Raw genomic sequence first — 15861 nt, forward strand, 5'->3', positions numbered from 1 at the left:
GTTACTCGTCAGTATCCGACGCTGTTTGCGCCTGAGCCACCTGTGCACAGTAATGCGCCTCCAACTGCAGCACTTCCGCCTTACCGGCCGGTGTGGTCAACGGACGCACGATACCCAGCATCTGCAACACGCCCTGATAAATCACCGCTTTGGTAATGGTCGCACCGGGGGCTTGTGTGGTCTGGTAAAAAATCCAGCTCGACGCCACCAGTTTGAGGTTACTGGCTAAACTCAGCAGCTCTTTATCATCCAGCTCCAGCAAGCCGCTCTGACGGAAACTGTGCATAATCGCCATGATATTGCCGTGCAAAGTTTCCTGCGCCGCCAGGTACTTATGCTGCAACGCTGGGTCTCGACGTAATATGTCTGGCAGGTTGGCGTAGAAGAAACGGTAGCGCCACATCAGCATAAACACCGAGTCCAAATACACCAGCAAGTCATCACTGGTGATCGGGGTTTGGGCCAGAGGCTGAAAGTGAATACTGAGATCCTGCGCGTATTGATCGAAAATACTGTGTATAATCTCTTCCTTATTGCGGAAGTGATAATACAGGTTACCGGGACTGATCCCGAGATGCGCAGCAATATGATTCGTCGTTATATTCGGCTCGCCGCTTTCATTAAACAAAGCCAGTGCAGCCATAATGATTCGATCGCGGGTTTTCATTTGCTTCTCACTTTAATCAGCCCATACCGTTAGCTATCTGCTCATACTATCATAAAGATAATTCATCACAGCGGCAGAGATGGCGCTGTTTCCCCAAATAAAACACTGGAATAGCCATGATAATAGTAACTGGCGGCGCCGGTATGATCGGCAGCAATATCGTCAAAGCCCTCAACGCACAAGGCCACCGCGACATTCTGGTGGTCGACAACTTGAAAGACGGCACTAAGTTTGCCAATTTAGTCGACCTCGATATTGCCGATTACATGGATAAGGATGATTTCCTTGCCTATCTGCAAGCCGATGAGTCACTCGACACTATCGAGGCCGTATTCCATCAAGGGGCTTGCTCATCCACCACCGAGTGGGATGGCAAATATATGATGCGTAACAACTACGAGTATTCCAAAACCTTGTTGCACTACTGCCTTACGCGTCGTATTCCTTTCTTATACGCCTCTTCGGCGGCAACCTATGGCGGTCGCGACCATGACTTTATTGAAGAGCAACCGTATGAAGGCGCACTGAACGTCTATGGTTACTCCAAACAGCAGTTTGATAACTACGTACGTCGCCTATGGCAAGACGCTGAGCAACGCGGTGAGACACTATCGCAAATCACGGGTTTCCGTTACTTCAATGTTTACGGCCCGCGCGAGCAACACAAAGGCAGCATGGCGTCAGTAGCCTTCCACCTCAACACACAAATCGGTCAGGGCGATAACCCGAAACTGTTTGAAGGCTCTGACAACCTCAAGCGTGACTTTGTGTACGTGGGCGATGTGTGCAAGATGAACCTGTGGTTCTGGCAGCAGGGTGTGTCTGGCATTTTCAACTGCGGGACCGGCAATGCCGAACCGTTCAGTGAAGTGGCCAAAGCGGTGATCGCTTTCCATGGCAAAGGGGTGATTGAAGAGATCCCGTTCCCTGACCATTTAAAAGGCCGTTACCAAGCCTTCACGCAAGCCGATTTAACCAAAGTCCGTGCAGCAGGCTACACCGAGTCCTTCAAGTCAGTGGCTGAGGGCGTGGTCGAATACATGGCCATCTTGAACCAACAATAATAGTCCGGTTATGAACGAACATTACGACAAACAAGCCTACCATCCGGCATTTAGCTGGGCTTTCCTGCACCCGAAATACTGGGGTACCTGGTGTACAGTACTGATCGCCTCACTGATCAGCCTGCTGCCACACCGCGCACGCCGCGCACTGGCCAGTGCATTTGCCAAGCAAGCTCTGAAACTGAACAGCAAGGCCAATCAGCGCGCCCGTGTCAATCTGGCGATGTGCTTCCCAGAGCGCACGGAAGCAGAACGCGAAACAATGTTGTTTAACAGTTACGTTACAGCCGGTAGCTTTTTGATGGGGTTTGCCTCATTGAGCCTGCGCAGCAAAGAGTGGCTGGAAAACAACACCGTCATTCGCGGCGAAGAGCACCTCACCGCACTCAAAGCCCGTGGCGAGAGCGCGATTTTGTTGGTGCCACACACCTGGGCGATTGATATTCCTGCCATTTTGCTGGCCTCGCGCGGCCTGCCTGTGTCCGCCATGGCAAAAAAACAAAAAAATCAGGTCTCTGACTGGCTGATGCACAAACAACGTGTACAGTACGGCGGCCGCGTGTACGAGCGCAGTGGCGGCATTAAGCCTTTCATAAAATCGATTCGTGAAGGCTATCTGGGCTACTACCTGCCAGATGAAGATTTAGGCCCGGAGCACAGCGTGTTTGTGGACTTTTTTGCCACTACTAAAGCTACGATTTCCGGCCTTGGCCGCTTAGCCAAACTGAGCCGCGCCAAGATTGTCCCACTGTATGCGATTTACAGCAGTGAGACCGGACAGTACGAGATCGAAATCTCTGCCCCGCTGTCACCGTTCCCGCTGGACACCGAAGAGCAAGATGCTCGCCAGATGAACCAATGTATTGAACAGTATGTGACGGAGCGCCCAGAGCAATACATGTGGATTTTGCGTTTATTAAAAACCCGCCCGAATGGCGAAGATAGCCCTTATAAATAAGTCATAAGTAATGAATAAAAAAACACTTCTTAATGCAGGTATGCTGCTACCAATTATTTGGCTCTTTAGTGGCATGTTATTGATGCGCAGTGGAGACAAACCGATGGTAGGATTCGCGATCGTAGCAATCATCGCCTCAATCTGTGCCTATGGTTTCAACATGGCAAAAAGCAATATCAAGAACGATAAATTCCTATGGGTATTATTAGCAACTACTGGATATGCATTGTTTAGCTATCACTATCATGGGCTAAGTTCTCGTGAGTTACGTGCATTACTCACTGCTTCATTGTTTTTGGTGTTTTTTCCGCACCATTTACTCAATAGATATCTACATGTCTTGTTATTGATCGGCAGTCTATCATCTCTAGGTTTTGCATTTTATTGGGGGGTTTACCTTGGCGTAGATCGCGGCCTTTGGGATATTAATGCCATCCCACAAGCAACCATGAGTGCAGCCCTCGGTCTACTGTCTCTCGTTAGCGCACTGTATTTATCTAATCCGAAACGAACTATATGCCTACTCGCATTCTTTTTAAGTACCGCTGCCGTACTTATCAGCCAAACACGAGGCATTTGGTTAAGCTATTTTGTACTCATTGCACTGTTCATAATCTTCCAGATTCGTCATGTACTTACGAGTAAAAAGGGATTACTTGCTTGTGTGGCAATATTAATAGCGGGGGGATTTAGTTTACATCCAATAGTAGAAAAACGTATTGGCGAAACTCAATACGAAATCTCTCAGATTATGAATGGTAATCTCAATACTTCCATTGGACTTCGCTTACAAATGTGGGCGCTTGCGCCAAAAATCATTGATGATAATTGGCTATTAGGATTAGGTGAAGAGCACAAACAAAAGTTTAATGAACTATACCAACAAGGGAGTGTTTCTCAAGCATTAAAACACCTTAACCCAGCGCATTACCACAATCAGTATATAGACAAAATTATTAAAGGTGGTGTTGTCGGCTTAAGTTTGTTCATTGCTTTACTTATTATACCTTTGCTAAGCTTAACAAAATCAACATATATGCATCGTTATATTTTAGTTGCTTTGGTATTATTATACGCAATCGCCTCTTTAACGGATGTCCCTTTCAACCATGCACAGCCGTTACTTTTATATATGATTCTTGTCAGCTGTTTAATGACACCAATGGAAAATAAATAATGAGTGATATTTTCGTCATTAACTTAGAAGCTTCTGTTGATCGCCGTGACAACATTGCACGTCAATTGAATACATTGAAGCTTCCTTTCCATATTTTTCCGGCTGTAAATGGCCACAAAGAGCAACATCCATTATTTGACCTCTATGATGATCAGCTAAGCCAGCAGTATCGTGGAAAAAGTTTGAGTCGAGGACAACTTGGTTGCTATGCCAGCCATTATCTTCTATGGCAAAAATGCGTTGAAAATGATAAGCCTATCATAATCCTTGAAGATGACGCTCTAATCTATTCTGAACCCTTTATGGAGTTTATCAGTATATTACCGACTCTTGACCCATCTATTGAATGTTTACGTCTATTTGATAATAAACGCAGAGCATTTTCATCTTGGCCAATAATAGAACAAAAGGGATTAAGTATTCATAAATTCACCCGAGGACACATGAGTACAACTGGGTATTATCTTACGCCTAACGGTGCAAAAAAATTACTCACCCACTCAACACGTTGGTATATGGCTGTCGATATCTACATGGATAGATTCTGGATAAACCAAGTTGAATGTTATGGTACCGTTCCAGCTTGCTTAACCAATGACCCTAAATTTGACTCAGAAATTGGTTATGGTTCAAAAACAAAACGTAGCATGTATTGTCGATTAAAACGTGAAACATTCAATTTATTTGAACTTTGTCGTCGTGAGTATCACAACACCTGCTTTAGAATAGGAATGCATAAGAAGAAATGAAAATTTTGATTGCCAGCTCCTATCACCACGCTTGGAATAGTGTCCGTCCAGAAGCTGAAATGTTCATTGAAATGGTGCGCCAGGGTCACCAAGTCACCGTTGCCACACAAGGCGATGCGGATTATGTGGCGCGATTTCGTGAACATGGCGTCAAAGTGATTGACTGCTACCCAAAGAAAAAGATTTGTCTCACGACAATTAAGACACTCCACAAAGAGCTGAAAGACGGTGACTACGACATTTGCTACGGATTTAATTCCAAAACAATTCCCAATGCGGCGTTTGCCTGTTTCGGTACGCGCGCCAAAATGGTGACGTACCGTGGCACGACGGGGGGACTGTATCGTCATGATCCAAGTGCATACCTAACTCACTTACACCCTCGAGTTAACGGCATTGTCTGTGTCTCTGACGCTGTTCGCCACGATGTCAGTCAGCGCGTTTGGAAGCACAAAGACAACATCGTCACCATTTATAAGGGTCACCAACTGGACTGGTACAGCGTCGCCCCTACCGAGCGTGCTGAATTTGGCCTTAACGACGAGCACACCATTGCCGTATGCGCCGCCCATGTACGCCCAAGCAAAGGGATTTCGGTATTAGTGGAGGCGACGCATCATATTGATAATCCAAACTTCCATTTACTGTTGGTTGGCAGTGGGTTTGAACCGCATTTCGATGAAATCAAGCAAAGCCCAATGGCAGATCGCATTCACCTGGTTGGCCACCGCCAAGACGTCCCCTCCATCATGGCGATGGCAGATTTCCAAGTACAACCTTCGATCAGTGGCGAAGGCCTGCCTCGTACGATCATTGAGGCCATGGCGAATGGCACCACCTCCGTTGTTACCACCACGGGGGGCTCACCGGAGTTGGTAGATGACGGGAAAACCGGGTTTATCGTCCCGACCAAAGATGCTAAAGCCTTGGCCAAAGCGATGAATACCCTGATTAATGATAAAGCCCTTATTGCTGATTTCAGTCAGGCCGCACAACACAAACTGGCGACAGAATTCAATGCCGACCAAACCGTAAAAAATCACATCCGTTTTTTTGAAAAAATCATAAAGTCTTAATAATAAAGGAGGGTATGACGACTCAAGCCATGCCCTTCGCTATATGCTCATTTAAAGATATACACAGAGAAATATTCTCAACAACTCTGACTATAAATGTCTCTATCACTAAATAATTAGATACACACAATAAATAACATGTGTAAATGTAACCAAAGTCACAAATAAAAACAAAAAACATTACAATAAAAAAAATAAGCAATATATTAAGTTAGCCATCTATGTGACGTCATAAAAACAAACAAATGGCAACGATTCATTACAATCATCTAACAAGCACTTATAATGAAAAGAAATATACTATTTGTTGTACATAATTTAAAAATCGGTGGTATACAAAAAATCACTTTAGATACTGCTCGATATCACGTAAAAGAAGGAAATAGTGTTACTATTCTATTACTAGAGGACAAGATAGATTTAAACATTGACTTCAAATGCAAAATCCAACATTTAAACTTACATAAAAAACTACTTTTTAATCCACTTTTATTAGTATACTATATTTTATACAAGTCAATATTAAGAAACGCACTACCCGGTAGTGACTTTATTTGGGCAGGCTGGTTATATAATAGATTATATGTCGAATTCATCAATAATAATGACAATTATGATGCTATATTTATCAATGGTGCACGATCTATGCACCATCTGCATTCTATAAATCAAGATAATGTAGTATACAGCCTACACTTACCACATTTTTTAGCGAAAAAATCAAACTCAAACATCTATTACAACTTCCTTTTCAGAATTTTATTCTCAAATAAATCAATTTTTACCGTATCTAATTTCATCAGAGAACCCATAGAAACAAAGTCCTATTTACTTGGAGTTAAATTTAAATCATTAACAACCATATATAATCCGTGTGATATAGAAAAAATATCTGAGCTAGCGAAGGAGGAGATAAACCTCATCGAACCATTCATCTTATCTGTTGGAAGAATGACAAAACAAAAACGATTTGATCGCCTTATTTCAGCATATAAAAAATCAAACATCTCTCAAAAACTTGTAATAATAGGTGATGGACATGAAAGAAAATCATTGGAAAAGCAAATTAAAGATTTAAAATTAGAAAAAAAAGTCATTTTACATGGTTTTGATAAAAACCCTTTTAAATGGATGAAAAAGGCTGATTTTTTCGTCCTTAGTTCAGACGTAGAAGGATTTGTTCTTGTTGTAAATGAGGCATTAGCATGTGGTACTCCTGTAATTGCTACTGATTGTGGCCCAATCACAGAAATCCTTTGCGATGAACTTTCCGTTGGCATTTCAGAAAAAAACAGCAATGCTCTCTCAATTAAAATTAGACAGTTTTCCGAAAATTGCATTCGCCCAAATGCAGATGTAATTAAAAAGCTGTCATTCCCAGAAATAATAAAAAAACAATTAAAGCTGACACAAATAAAATAACAACCGTTTTAAAGAGGTTGATTATTCACATCAACCTCTTTAAAAAACAGGTAAGTACAACTATTGGCAGCGCATCGATTTTTTTATGTCTTGCACGATTGCAAACTGCTGTTCCGTAATAAAATTAACATGCTTTTCATCACTCAAAATCCCATTAATCAATGAAAGCTTATGTAATGAATCACTCAACTCTTTCAGTTCTTGCGATGAAGCTGATTTAAAAACAACCGGTAATCTCGACCACTTTACAGGGCATGATAAATAACGGCTTAAACCACGTTTAATCGCATTCTCCAGCATTTTCCCAATAGGCATTGTAATCTTTGACATAAATGGCAATGTTTCAAATGAGATATTCAAATTCATTGATTCAGCAAAGTCATACCATTTTTCCTCATTAAAAGCAGGAGAAAATTTAACCGGAATCCAAGGGATACGCAACGCATCAGCTACAATGGCACCATGCATAGCCTCAGTAACAACTTTTTCACATCCCTGTAAATCTAACAAAAAATCTTCAACCGGTTGTTTTGCTGAAATAAATTTCAAACCAGCTGAATCACACACTGATTGCCAGTCAACAAAATCTTCGCTCCGATGATGAGGAATAAATCCAATACCTGATTTTTTTTCTGGTACAGGCAATGCCACCTTTCGTAACAAATAAGCTCCATCACCAATGGCTAAATCAGGGGATAAACCGAGCTTTTCCGCCGTACGAGGCCCTCGCACTCCAAACACTTGACAACGTTCATCTAAGGTTGGTAATTCTTCATCCCAAGCACCAGAAGAAAATATAATGATCCTCTTTGCCTCTTTAAGGCGCTCATTAATACGTTTTTTTGTTAAAATTGTACCAATACCTAAAAAGTAGCTATCAGTATTATCATCAAACGTGTCACCCAATAGCTTTGGCCACAACCACGGATTTAAATCATCACCAAAGTTAAATGTCTCTGAATGACAGTATTCTAATTTCATTATTTAACCTATTTAATATAAATATTATTTATCACGTTCTAAAAGCCACAGGCCCACATATTTATTAAAATTCACTTGTGCATACGTCATCGCGACAATAAAACCAACACTACCATCAAGAAATCCTCGACGAATAATATAAATATGGAAGAATGTCCATATCGCACGTAATAACGCTAAAAGTAAACCGTGAGATTTTTTTCCTTTACGGTGATATTTTTGTGAACCAAGCCATGCATACTGCGCGGCTTTATCAAGACCATGTCCGTAATCTCGATGAGTATAGTGCAACAAAAGTCCTTTCAACGTGCCCGTTTCCCCTGCTACAGGGATCACCGTTTCATGAACTTCATCTAAAGTATATTGTGCGCCTTCTCGTTTAAATAGACGCAATACTGAACGGGCACTACGCCCATACTTTAGTGTTGAACCGTACAATGTTACTCCCCAAGGTAAACGGTAAGCAGTTTCCTTTATCAACTCTTGTGACAATAGCTGTTTTAGAGCTTGCTTCATGTTATCATCCAACGCTTCATCCGCATCGATAGATAACACCCAATCACAACTTGCCTTATCTAACGCTCGCTGTTTTTGTTTACCAAAACCAGGCCAGTCTGTAATCGTAATATTATCGGTATAACGACGGCAAATATCGACAGTTTCATCTGTGGAGCCACTATCTAGGACAATAATCTCATCAGCAATATCTACAACTGATCGTAAACAAACCTCAACCCGATCTGCTTCATTTTTAGTTATCAATATGACTGATAGTGTATGTTTTTTCATTATATAAGCCTATTTTAATGATTAGTTTACACATTAAGAAGTTCAGTGATTCTCTGAGCTCTTTGCTGATATAACTCACTACTTACATATTTTTCTCTGTATGTTTGTTTAGAAACATATGACTGTTCAAAACTAATTATATCTTCATACATTTCTGCACATAAATTATTCTGCTTTTCTATATGCTGCCAAGTCAATTGATTATGTGACAATTTAACCACTTCATTAAATAAATAGAAAACCCAGAAATATGGGGCTGCATGTTTACTCTCAAGAAAGTTTAACAAAGCAATACCTGAATCTTTTTTTGATATCAATTGCTTTTCTTTAGCTAAAAGTAATGTGGTTTTCAATCCCACAACATCTAAATTATTCGCTCTCTGTTTTGTTAAATAGTCTAATGATATATTGAGGAGTTTTTCTATGATCGGGTGACCAGGTTTAGATGCTAAAAACCACGAAACCAAATTTCTGTCATCAGAATGTTTTTCTCTAAAACAGAAAAAACCAGAATAAGAAATATCTAACCACTGAGAAAGCGGTTTCAAGCAAAATGTTGTTGCATCAACCCATACGCCACCATAACGATTAAGTAGATGCAAACGTAGTAAATCACTTTTACCTGCAGCTCCTAGATTAACCGTTAATATAGGGAATATAGCATTAAACTCAAAACCTAAGTATTGATATAAGTTATCGTTAGTTAATAAAATAACTTTATAATCTGGATTTAGCTTGCACCAAGTTTTATAACTTAATTGAACAACCCCTGGTGCATTATCTAAGCCGGAATCCCAAAACATCCAAATGGTTTTATTTTCATCGACTGAACCTTTATTCTCTAACCTTAATTCAGCCAACACCTGTTGACCTTGATTAAGAACATCATGCGATAATTTAGGTTTAGAACGATAGCGACACTTCAATTGACGTAATTTTTCTTTTATAGAACGATTTAATTGTCTCATTTTAGAGCCCAAAACTTTAACTTCTTCCGCATTTTAAACTCTCTTATCATATTAACAGGTTTTCTTTTTAACCCCTTAAGCCCATTCTCAATCATTTCATTTGTCGCCGCTAATACTCGCTCACTCGACTTACCATCACGATAAGGGTGAATTATCTGACAATATTGTTCAATTTCTTCCATTAATTCATCCGGACGCATCAATGCCTGAGCTAAAGCATCTTCCACGTATTCAGCTTGCTCCACATTAATGATGTGAGCATTTGGGGATTGATTACGAAATGTCACCACAGGTTTTCGCTGCAATAAAAACATCAATAAAACGGAAGAGGTATCACACAACATCACATCAGCAGCTTGCAATAAAGGGATCACATTATCCGTTTCAACAAATGTTAAATTCGGACCTTGTAACGCTTTATACTGTTCAACAATGGTCGAATCCATCTTTGGATGAAACTGAATCAACCAACGCCATTTCCCAGACTGAGAAAGTCTCTTTATCGTTTCCAGCAAATGGGGGGCACACGTTAAATTACGAGAGAATGTTGAACACATTAATACCGTTGGTCGATCATCATGCTCATCAACATATGGATTATTATGTGGATACTGGAAAAGTGGATCCATCATCGGCCAGCCAGTCTGCTGTACCTTAAAAAAACCATGCTCTAGAGCTAATTGATCAAATCGTAAAGTTGTATCAGGGCCTTGAGTACAATACAAATCAAAACAGCCTCTGATTTCAAAATGATCTTCTCGCCCTCGACGATTCATTTTACCAGCATTGAAACCATGAAAAACACCGACTTTAATCCCAGGAATGAAACTAGGCACAACATTTCCCGGCACAAACACAGCATCCGGCTGCCAAGCTTTCACCTCTTTTACTGATGTCAGCAAACGCTCATTAGGCTGTAAATATTTTGCTGTTGCTTCTTTACCTTCAATGAACCAATATACCTCTCCGCCTTGCGCTAAAATCGCTTGTTGCAATGGCCGTAAGATGGCATATGAGTAATTTTGAGCGATGTACATCAGATAGCGCTTAGTCTGCTGAGTCACGGATCTGGCCTCGTTGCCTATAAATACGAAATAATCCATATTCTAACGTATTTGCTTTCAATAAGGCTAAAATTCCATCTTTAGGCTTAGGCATTCTATTTTTATTTCACAACGAGGTTGGCTCACAAGAAGACTATGATCACACGCATATTGTACACGGTACTACTTTCACTACTCTCTCCGCTGCTTCTCTTTGGCCTCTATCGTAAAAAAGTAGGCAAACCACCTTTTGGCCCTCGCTGGAAAGAGCATTTTGGTATCACCCCCCCTTGCACAGGGCAACACCCCATTTGGATCCATGCCGTCTCCGTCGGGGAAGCCATTGCGGTCATCCCCGTGATCAAAGCACTTAAAGCACAGTCTCCTCATCAGGCCATTGTGGTCACCACGACCACCAGCACAGGTGCCGAGCAAATCGCCAAACTGGGTGATTTAGTGGAACACCGCTACATGCCCATTGACTTCGCGTGGTGCGTACGTGGCTTCCTGCAGCACATTCAGCCTTCTGCATTACTGATCATGGAAACGGAGCTATGGCCCAATACCTTGGCGACCGTCCATCAACGCGGTATTCCCGTGATTGTCATGAATGCCCGTCTTTCAGCACGTTCGGCAGCCCGTTATGCACGCTTTCAGCCCTTCTTTAAACTTATCGCCCAACATGTGGATCATCTGTTGTGCTTGCACCAAGATGATGCCCACCGTTTTGAGCAATTAGGGATCCCCGCATCTCATCTTACCGTGACCGGGTCGGTGAAGTTTGATCTGCATATCGAACCACAACTACACACACAATCTGCCCAACTGCGCCAAGCCCTGGGGGCCGAGCGCCCGATTTGGATCGCCGCCAGCACCCACAAAGGTGAAGATGAGCAAGTCCTGCAGGCGTTTGAACGCGTCAAAGCGAAACACCCGACCAGCTTGCTCATCATCGTGCCTCGTCATCCGGAACGCTTTGATCAGGTAGAACAGCTCTGCCAACAATACGGCCACTGTGTCCGACGTACCAGCGGAGCACCTGTTGAAGCGTCAACCAGCATTTATCTGGCTGACACCATGGGGGAAATGTTGCTGTTATTAGGTGCGGCTGACATCACCTTCATGGGAGGTAGTTTACTCGGGGAGCGCGTGGGCGGGCATAATATGCTTGAGCCTGCGGCTTTGGGCAAACCCACCCTGACCGGTCCCAGCTTTTATAACTTTACCGACATTACCCAGCAGCTGGCCGATGCCGGAGCGCTAACGGTCTGCCAAGATGCCGATGCACTGGCCGACACGCTAACCGCCCTGCTCGCCGATCCCGCCCAGCAAAAACAAATGGGACAAGCTGCGTTGCACGTAGTCGCGCACAATCAGGGGGCTGTCGCCAAAACATTAGACGTACTGGCCCAGCAACTCTCTTCCCCTCATCAGACGGACTGATAACCATCTAACAACCAAGCCCAGCACTGCGGGTCAAACTGGATCCCCCGCTTGCGCTGCTCTTTCAAAAAAGAACGCTGCAAGCGGGCTAGGTTTTTGGCTTTCCAGCCGTCACCTTTTCGCTCGCCACATTTATCAAAATCAATCAACCAAACCTGCTCAGCCTGATCCAACAAAATATTGTGGCTGTTTAAATCCGTGTGGCAAACCTGCAAGTTATGCATCTGGCGAACCATCTCACCAATCGCTCGCCAACAATGTGGCGGCAAAGGCCCCAGCTCCAGCAGCGCCACCAAATCACGCGCGCCGGGGACTTTTTCAACCAATAGATCGGCCTGGTAGGTCAAGCCTGTACGTATTGCGCGAGCCGCTACCGGACGCGGGACACGTACGCCCCCTTGCACCAATTTTTCCAGTAACAGCAACTCTGCCGCCCCCCGGGTACGCAGCCAGCCGGTAAACCAATACGCATCTTTCACCAGCTTGCCAAACAGCCCACCACGGCGATAGTGCCGCAGTGCCATTTCAAGTTTTTCACCTTGCACGAACCACGTAGTGCCGCGGCCTTGTGCTGACCCAATCACTTTACCGGCCTGCAACCAAAATTCAGACTCAAAGCAATGGTCAGGTGACTCCGTTAGCAGCGTCGGATCAAACCAGATACGCTGATTCGCATTTACTCTCTCTTGCACGCATAATCTCCAAGCAGGGGTGACGGAGTATTTTACAATCATGGACGTGAACTGCATAATTTCCCCATCAATCATTTACAGGTATCTGCTATGGCACTTTTTTCTTCACCGCCACAGTCCCTATGCATTCTTCGACTTTCAGCCATCGGCGATGTCTGCCATGCTATTGCGGTTGTACAAGCGATCCAAGCCCACTGGCCGACGACCAAAATCACCTGGATTTGCGGCAAAATTGAAGCCCAATTGATCGGTGATTTACCAGGTATTGACGTGGTAGTGTTTGACAAAAAAGCGGGCTTTGCAGGCATGAAGGCTGTCTGGCGCGCTCTCAAAGGGCAACGCTTCGATGCCCTCCTGCACATGCAGGCAGCATTACGTGCCAGCGCCCTCTCGGTGGGGATCAAAGCCAAATACCGTATTGGTTTTAGTAAAAACCGTACCAAAGAAGGCCAGTGGCTTTTCACCAACCGCCATTTGCCGGACACTGACAGTGTACACGTACTGGATAATTTTGCGGATTTTGCCCGTTATCTGGGTGTCCCGTTCACGGCGCCTCAGTGGCACATTCCACTCAACGATAAAGAGGTGGCCTTTGCCCGTGCACAAATTGGTGACCAACCGACCCTGATCATTTCACCGGCCGCCAGCAAAGATGAACGTAACTGGATAACAGAGCGCTATGCACAGCTGGCTGATCACGCCCATGAACAAGGACTGCAAGTGATGCTATGCGGCTCACCGGCCCCACGCGAGGTCGCACTGGGACAAGCTATCGAGCAACATTGCCGCTATCCACTGCGTAATCTCATCGGCCAAACCAGCTTGAAGCAGCTGACCGCTTTGCTCGGTCAAGCCCGCGTGGTTGTGGCGCCGGATACCGGCCCGGCACACCTTGCCACCACACAAGGTACCCCGGTCATTGGGTTGTACGCACACAGTAATCCACAGCGTACTGGCCCCTACAACAGTCTGGATTGGGTTGCCAGCGCATATGAACATCATGCCCTTCAACAACACAGCAAGCCTGCTGCTGCCTTACCTTGGGGTACACGCGTTAAAGGCGAAGACCTGATGCAAGACATCACCCTAGAGCAAGTTACCGCTCTACTGGATAAACTGCTGGCAACGACAGCAACACATGAATGGGATCGACAATGACAACCCGTGTAATTTACCCAGGGACATTTGATCCCATCACCAATGGCCACCTCGACTTGATTGAGCGTGCGGCGGCCATGTTCGACCATGTGGTCGTCGGCATTGCCTACAACCCAAGTAAAAAGCCACTATTTGATCTGCAGGAGCGGGTCGATTTGGCCAAACAGATCACCCAACATCTAAAGAACGTCGACATTGTCGGCTTCTCCGGATTGCTGGTCGATTTTGCCAAAGAATACCAAGCCAATATCTTAGTGCGTGGCCTGCGCGCAGTCTCAGATTTTGAATATGAATTCCAATTGGCCAACATGAACCGTCGCCTGATGCCAGAGCTGGAAACCGTCTTTCTCACTCCGGCAGAAGAGAATTCTTTTATCTCTTCCACCATTGTGAAGGAAGTGGCCTTACACAATGGCGATGTCAGCCAGTTTGTTGATCCCGTGATCACTCAAGCGCTCATGAAAAAGTTTGGACAGCGATAACCCCTTCGCCAAGACCGTCAGATACAAAAAAGGAGGCATCAGCCTCCTTTGATTTTACTTCTCTTGTTTTACAAACCCAGCATCAACGCTGGTAGTACGCGCGGTACCAATCGACGAACGCTTGTACGCCTTCTTTCACTTTAACGGCTGGCTGGTAGTCGGTGGCTGCAAACAAATCTTGAGTGTCGGCATAGGTGGCATACACGTCACCCGGCTGCATTGGCATGAAGTTTTTCTTCGCTTCCATCCCCAACGCCTCTTCCAATGCTTCAATGAAATCCATCAGTTTCACCGGGCTGCCGTGGCCAATGTTGTACACACGGTACGGCGCAGAGCTGGTGGCTGGCGAGCCGCTTTCCACCGTCCAATCGCTGTTTTTCTCTGGGATCACCGCCTGAATGCGGATAATGCCTTCTACGATATCATCGATGTAAGTGAAGTCACGGCGCATATCGCCGTTGTTGTACACATCAATGGTTTTACCTTCCATGATGGCGTTGGTGAACTTGAACAATGCCATATCCGGACGTCCCCACGGGCCGTACACGGTAAAGAAACGCAGACCAGTAGTTGGTACACCGTACAGATGAGAATACGTGTGTGCCATCAACTCGTTAGACTTTTTGGTCGCCGCGTACAGTGAGATCGGGTGATCGACGCTATCAGCCGTATCAAACGGCATCTTCTGGTTCAGGCCATACACTGAGCTTGAAGAGGCATACACCAAGTGCTCAACCTTATTATGGCGACAGCCTTCCAGAATCGTCAGGTGACCCACCAGGTTACTATCGGCATACGCCATTGGATTATCAATGGAATAACGCACACCCGCTTGTGCCGCAAGATGGATCACTCGGGTGAACTGTTGCTCAGCAAACAGGTTGGCAATGCCATCACGATCGGCCAAATCCAGTTCAATGAACGTAAATTGTGGATGAGCAATACGCGCCAGACGCGCCTGCTTCAATGACACCTCGTAGTAATCGTTAAGGTTATCAATCCCGACCACTTCGTGCCCCATCGCACACAAACGTTCCACAACTGCACTGCCAATGAACCCCGCAGCGCCGGTAACCAGATATTTCATCATCGGCGTCGACCTTCTAATAATGCTCCATGAGCACAAAAAACTACTATCAATGACAAGATCATAGCACCGCCCCAGACAGGTGGGTATGCTTGTGAAGGAAAA

The 15861-nt window shown here is 44.5% G+C and carries 16 protein-coding genes; 9 read left to right on the forward strand and 7 right to left on the reverse strand.

Features of this window, described 5'->3' with window-relative positions; genetic code table 11:
• Nucleotide 1: 1 nt before the first annotated feature.
• Nucleotides 2-667: a TetR/AcrR family transcriptional regulator gene (locus ABT58_RS16415; RefSeq protein ID WP_047875526.1), complete on the reverse strand. Its 666-nt coding sequence runs from the start codon at nucleotides 665-667 to the stop codon at nucleotides 2-4.
• A 116-nt stretch (nucleotides 668-783) separates the two neighbouring features.
• Here ABT58_RS16415 and rfaD point away from each other — a divergent pair, with 116 nt between their 5' ends.
• From rfaD to ABT58_RS23530, 6 genes are all read left to right on the forward strand, one after another.
• A complete protein-coding gene (gene rfaD / locus ABT58_RS16420; protein WP_047875527.1) occupies nucleotides 784-1731 on the forward strand; it encodes an ADP-glyceromanno-heptose 6-epimerase in 948 nt (315 codons plus the stop codon).
• Nucleotides 1732-1741: 10 nt separating this feature from the next.
• Nucleotides 1742-2689, forward strand: coding sequence for a lauroyl-Kdo(2)-lipid IV(A) myristoyltransferase (gene lpxM / locus ABT58_RS16425; RefSeq protein WP_047875528.1), 948 nt, complete (start codon nucleotides 1742-1744; stop codon nucleotides 2687-2689).
• A 10-nt stretch (nucleotides 2690-2699) separates the two neighbouring features.
• On the forward strand, nucleotides 2700-3866 hold the full coding sequence (locus ABT58_RS16430; RefSeq protein WP_047875529.1) for an O-antigen ligase family protein: 1167 nt from the start codon (nucleotides 2700-2702) through the stop codon (nucleotides 3864-3866).
• The gene (locus ABT58_RS16435; RefSeq protein ID WP_047875530.1) at nucleotides 3866-4615 is read left to right on the forward strand and encodes a glycosyltransferase family 25 protein; all 750 of its coding nucleotides are present in this window, start codon (nucleotides 3866-3868) and stop codon (nucleotides 4613-4615) included. The genes ABT58_RS16430 and ABT58_RS16435 overlap by 1 nt, the downstream gene beginning before the upstream one ends.
• Nucleotides 4612-5691, forward strand: a complete 1080-nt coding sequence (locus ABT58_RS16440; RefSeq protein ID WP_047875531.1) for a glycosyltransferase family 4 protein — start codon at nucleotides 4612-4614, stop codon at nucleotides 5689-5691. The genes ABT58_RS16435 and ABT58_RS16440 overlap by 4 nt, the downstream gene beginning before the upstream one ends.
• Nucleotides 5692-5976: 285 nt before the next feature.
• Nucleotides 5977-7113, forward strand: coding sequence for a glycosyltransferase (locus tag ABT58_RS23530; protein WP_053063118.1), 1137 nt, complete (start codon nucleotides 5977-5979; stop codon nucleotides 7111-7113).
• 60 nt (nucleotides 7114-7173) lie between these two features.
• Here ABT58_RS23530 and ABT58_RS16450 read toward each other — a convergent pair whose 3' ends face one another.
• From ABT58_RS16450 to ABT58_RS16465, 4 genes are read right to left on the reverse strand one after another with little or no spacing between them, the layout of a single operon-like run.
• Complete coding sequence (locus ABT58_RS16450) at nucleotides 7174-8094, reverse strand: polysaccharide pyruvyl transferase family protein (RefSeq protein ID WP_047875532.1); 921 nt, start codon at nucleotides 8092-8094, stop codon at nucleotides 7174-7176.
• Between the two features lie 24 nt (nucleotides 8095-8118).
• Nucleotides 8119-8883: a glycosyltransferase family 2 protein gene (locus ABT58_RS16455; protein WP_047875533.1), complete on the reverse strand. Its 765-nt coding sequence runs from the start codon at nucleotides 8881-8883 to the stop codon at nucleotides 8119-8121.
• A gap of 26 nt (nucleotides 8884-8909) precedes the next feature.
• A complete protein-coding gene (locus ABT58_RS16460; RefSeq protein ID WP_047875534.1) occupies nucleotides 8910-9851 on the reverse strand; it encodes a capsular polysaccharide synthesis protein in 942 nt (313 codons plus the stop codon).
• Nucleotides 9848-10915 carry a CDP-glycerol glycerophosphotransferase family protein gene (locus ABT58_RS16465; RefSeq protein ID WP_229821663.1) on the reverse strand — a complete coding sequence of 356 codons (1068 nt, stop codon included), beginning with the start codon at nucleotides 10913-10915 and terminating at the stop codon, nucleotides 9848-9850. Before ABT58_RS16465 ends, ABT58_RS16460 begins: the two co-directional genes overlap by 4 nt.
• Before the next feature lie 135 nt (nucleotides 10916-11050).
• On the opposite strand from ABT58_RS16465, the gene waaA reads away from it, so the two are divergent.
• A complete protein-coding gene (gene waaA, locus ABT58_RS16470; protein ID WP_047875536.1) occupies nucleotides 11051-12337 on the forward strand; it encodes a lipid IV(A) 3-deoxy-D-manno-octulosonic acid transferase in 1287 nt (428 codons plus the stop codon).
• On the opposite strand, the gene ABT58_RS16475 is transcribed toward waaA, so the two are convergent.
• A complete protein-coding gene (locus tag ABT58_RS16475; RefSeq protein WP_047875537.1) occupies nucleotides 12325-13029 on the reverse strand; it encodes a 3-deoxy-D-manno-octulosonic acid kinase in 705 nt (234 codons plus the stop codon). The genes waaA and ABT58_RS16475 overlap by 13 nt on opposite strands.
• Before the next feature lie 90 nt (nucleotides 13030-13119).
• On the opposite strand from ABT58_RS16475, the gene ABT58_RS16480 reads away from it, so the two are divergent.
• Nucleotides 13120-14187 (forward strand): glycosyltransferase family 9 protein, encoded by a 1068-nt coding sequence (locus ABT58_RS16480; protein ID WP_047875538.1) that lies wholly within the window; start codon nucleotides 13120-13122, stop codon nucleotides 14185-14187.
• On the forward strand, nucleotides 14184-14669 hold the full coding sequence (coaD, locus tag ABT58_RS16485; RefSeq protein ID WP_047875539.1) for a pantetheine-phosphate adenylyltransferase: 486 nt from the start codon (nucleotides 14184-14186) through the stop codon (nucleotides 14667-14669). The genes ABT58_RS16480 and coaD overlap by 4 nt, the downstream gene beginning before the upstream one ends.
• 82 nt (nucleotides 14670-14751) lie before the next feature.
• On the opposite strand, the gene ABT58_RS16490 is transcribed toward coaD, so the two are convergent.
• Complete coding sequence (locus ABT58_RS16490) at nucleotides 14752-15756, reverse strand: NAD-dependent epimerase (protein WP_047875565.1); 1005 nt, start codon at nucleotides 15754-15756, stop codon at nucleotides 14752-14754.
• Between the last annotated feature and the right edge of the window lie 105 nt (nucleotides 15757-15861).

Origin of the sequence: Photobacterium aphoticum, from assembly GCF_001029435.1 — a bacterium.
Classification (GTDB): domain Bacteria; phylum Pseudomonadota; class Gammaproteobacteria; order Enterobacterales; family Vibrionaceae; genus Photobacterium; species Photobacterium aphoticum.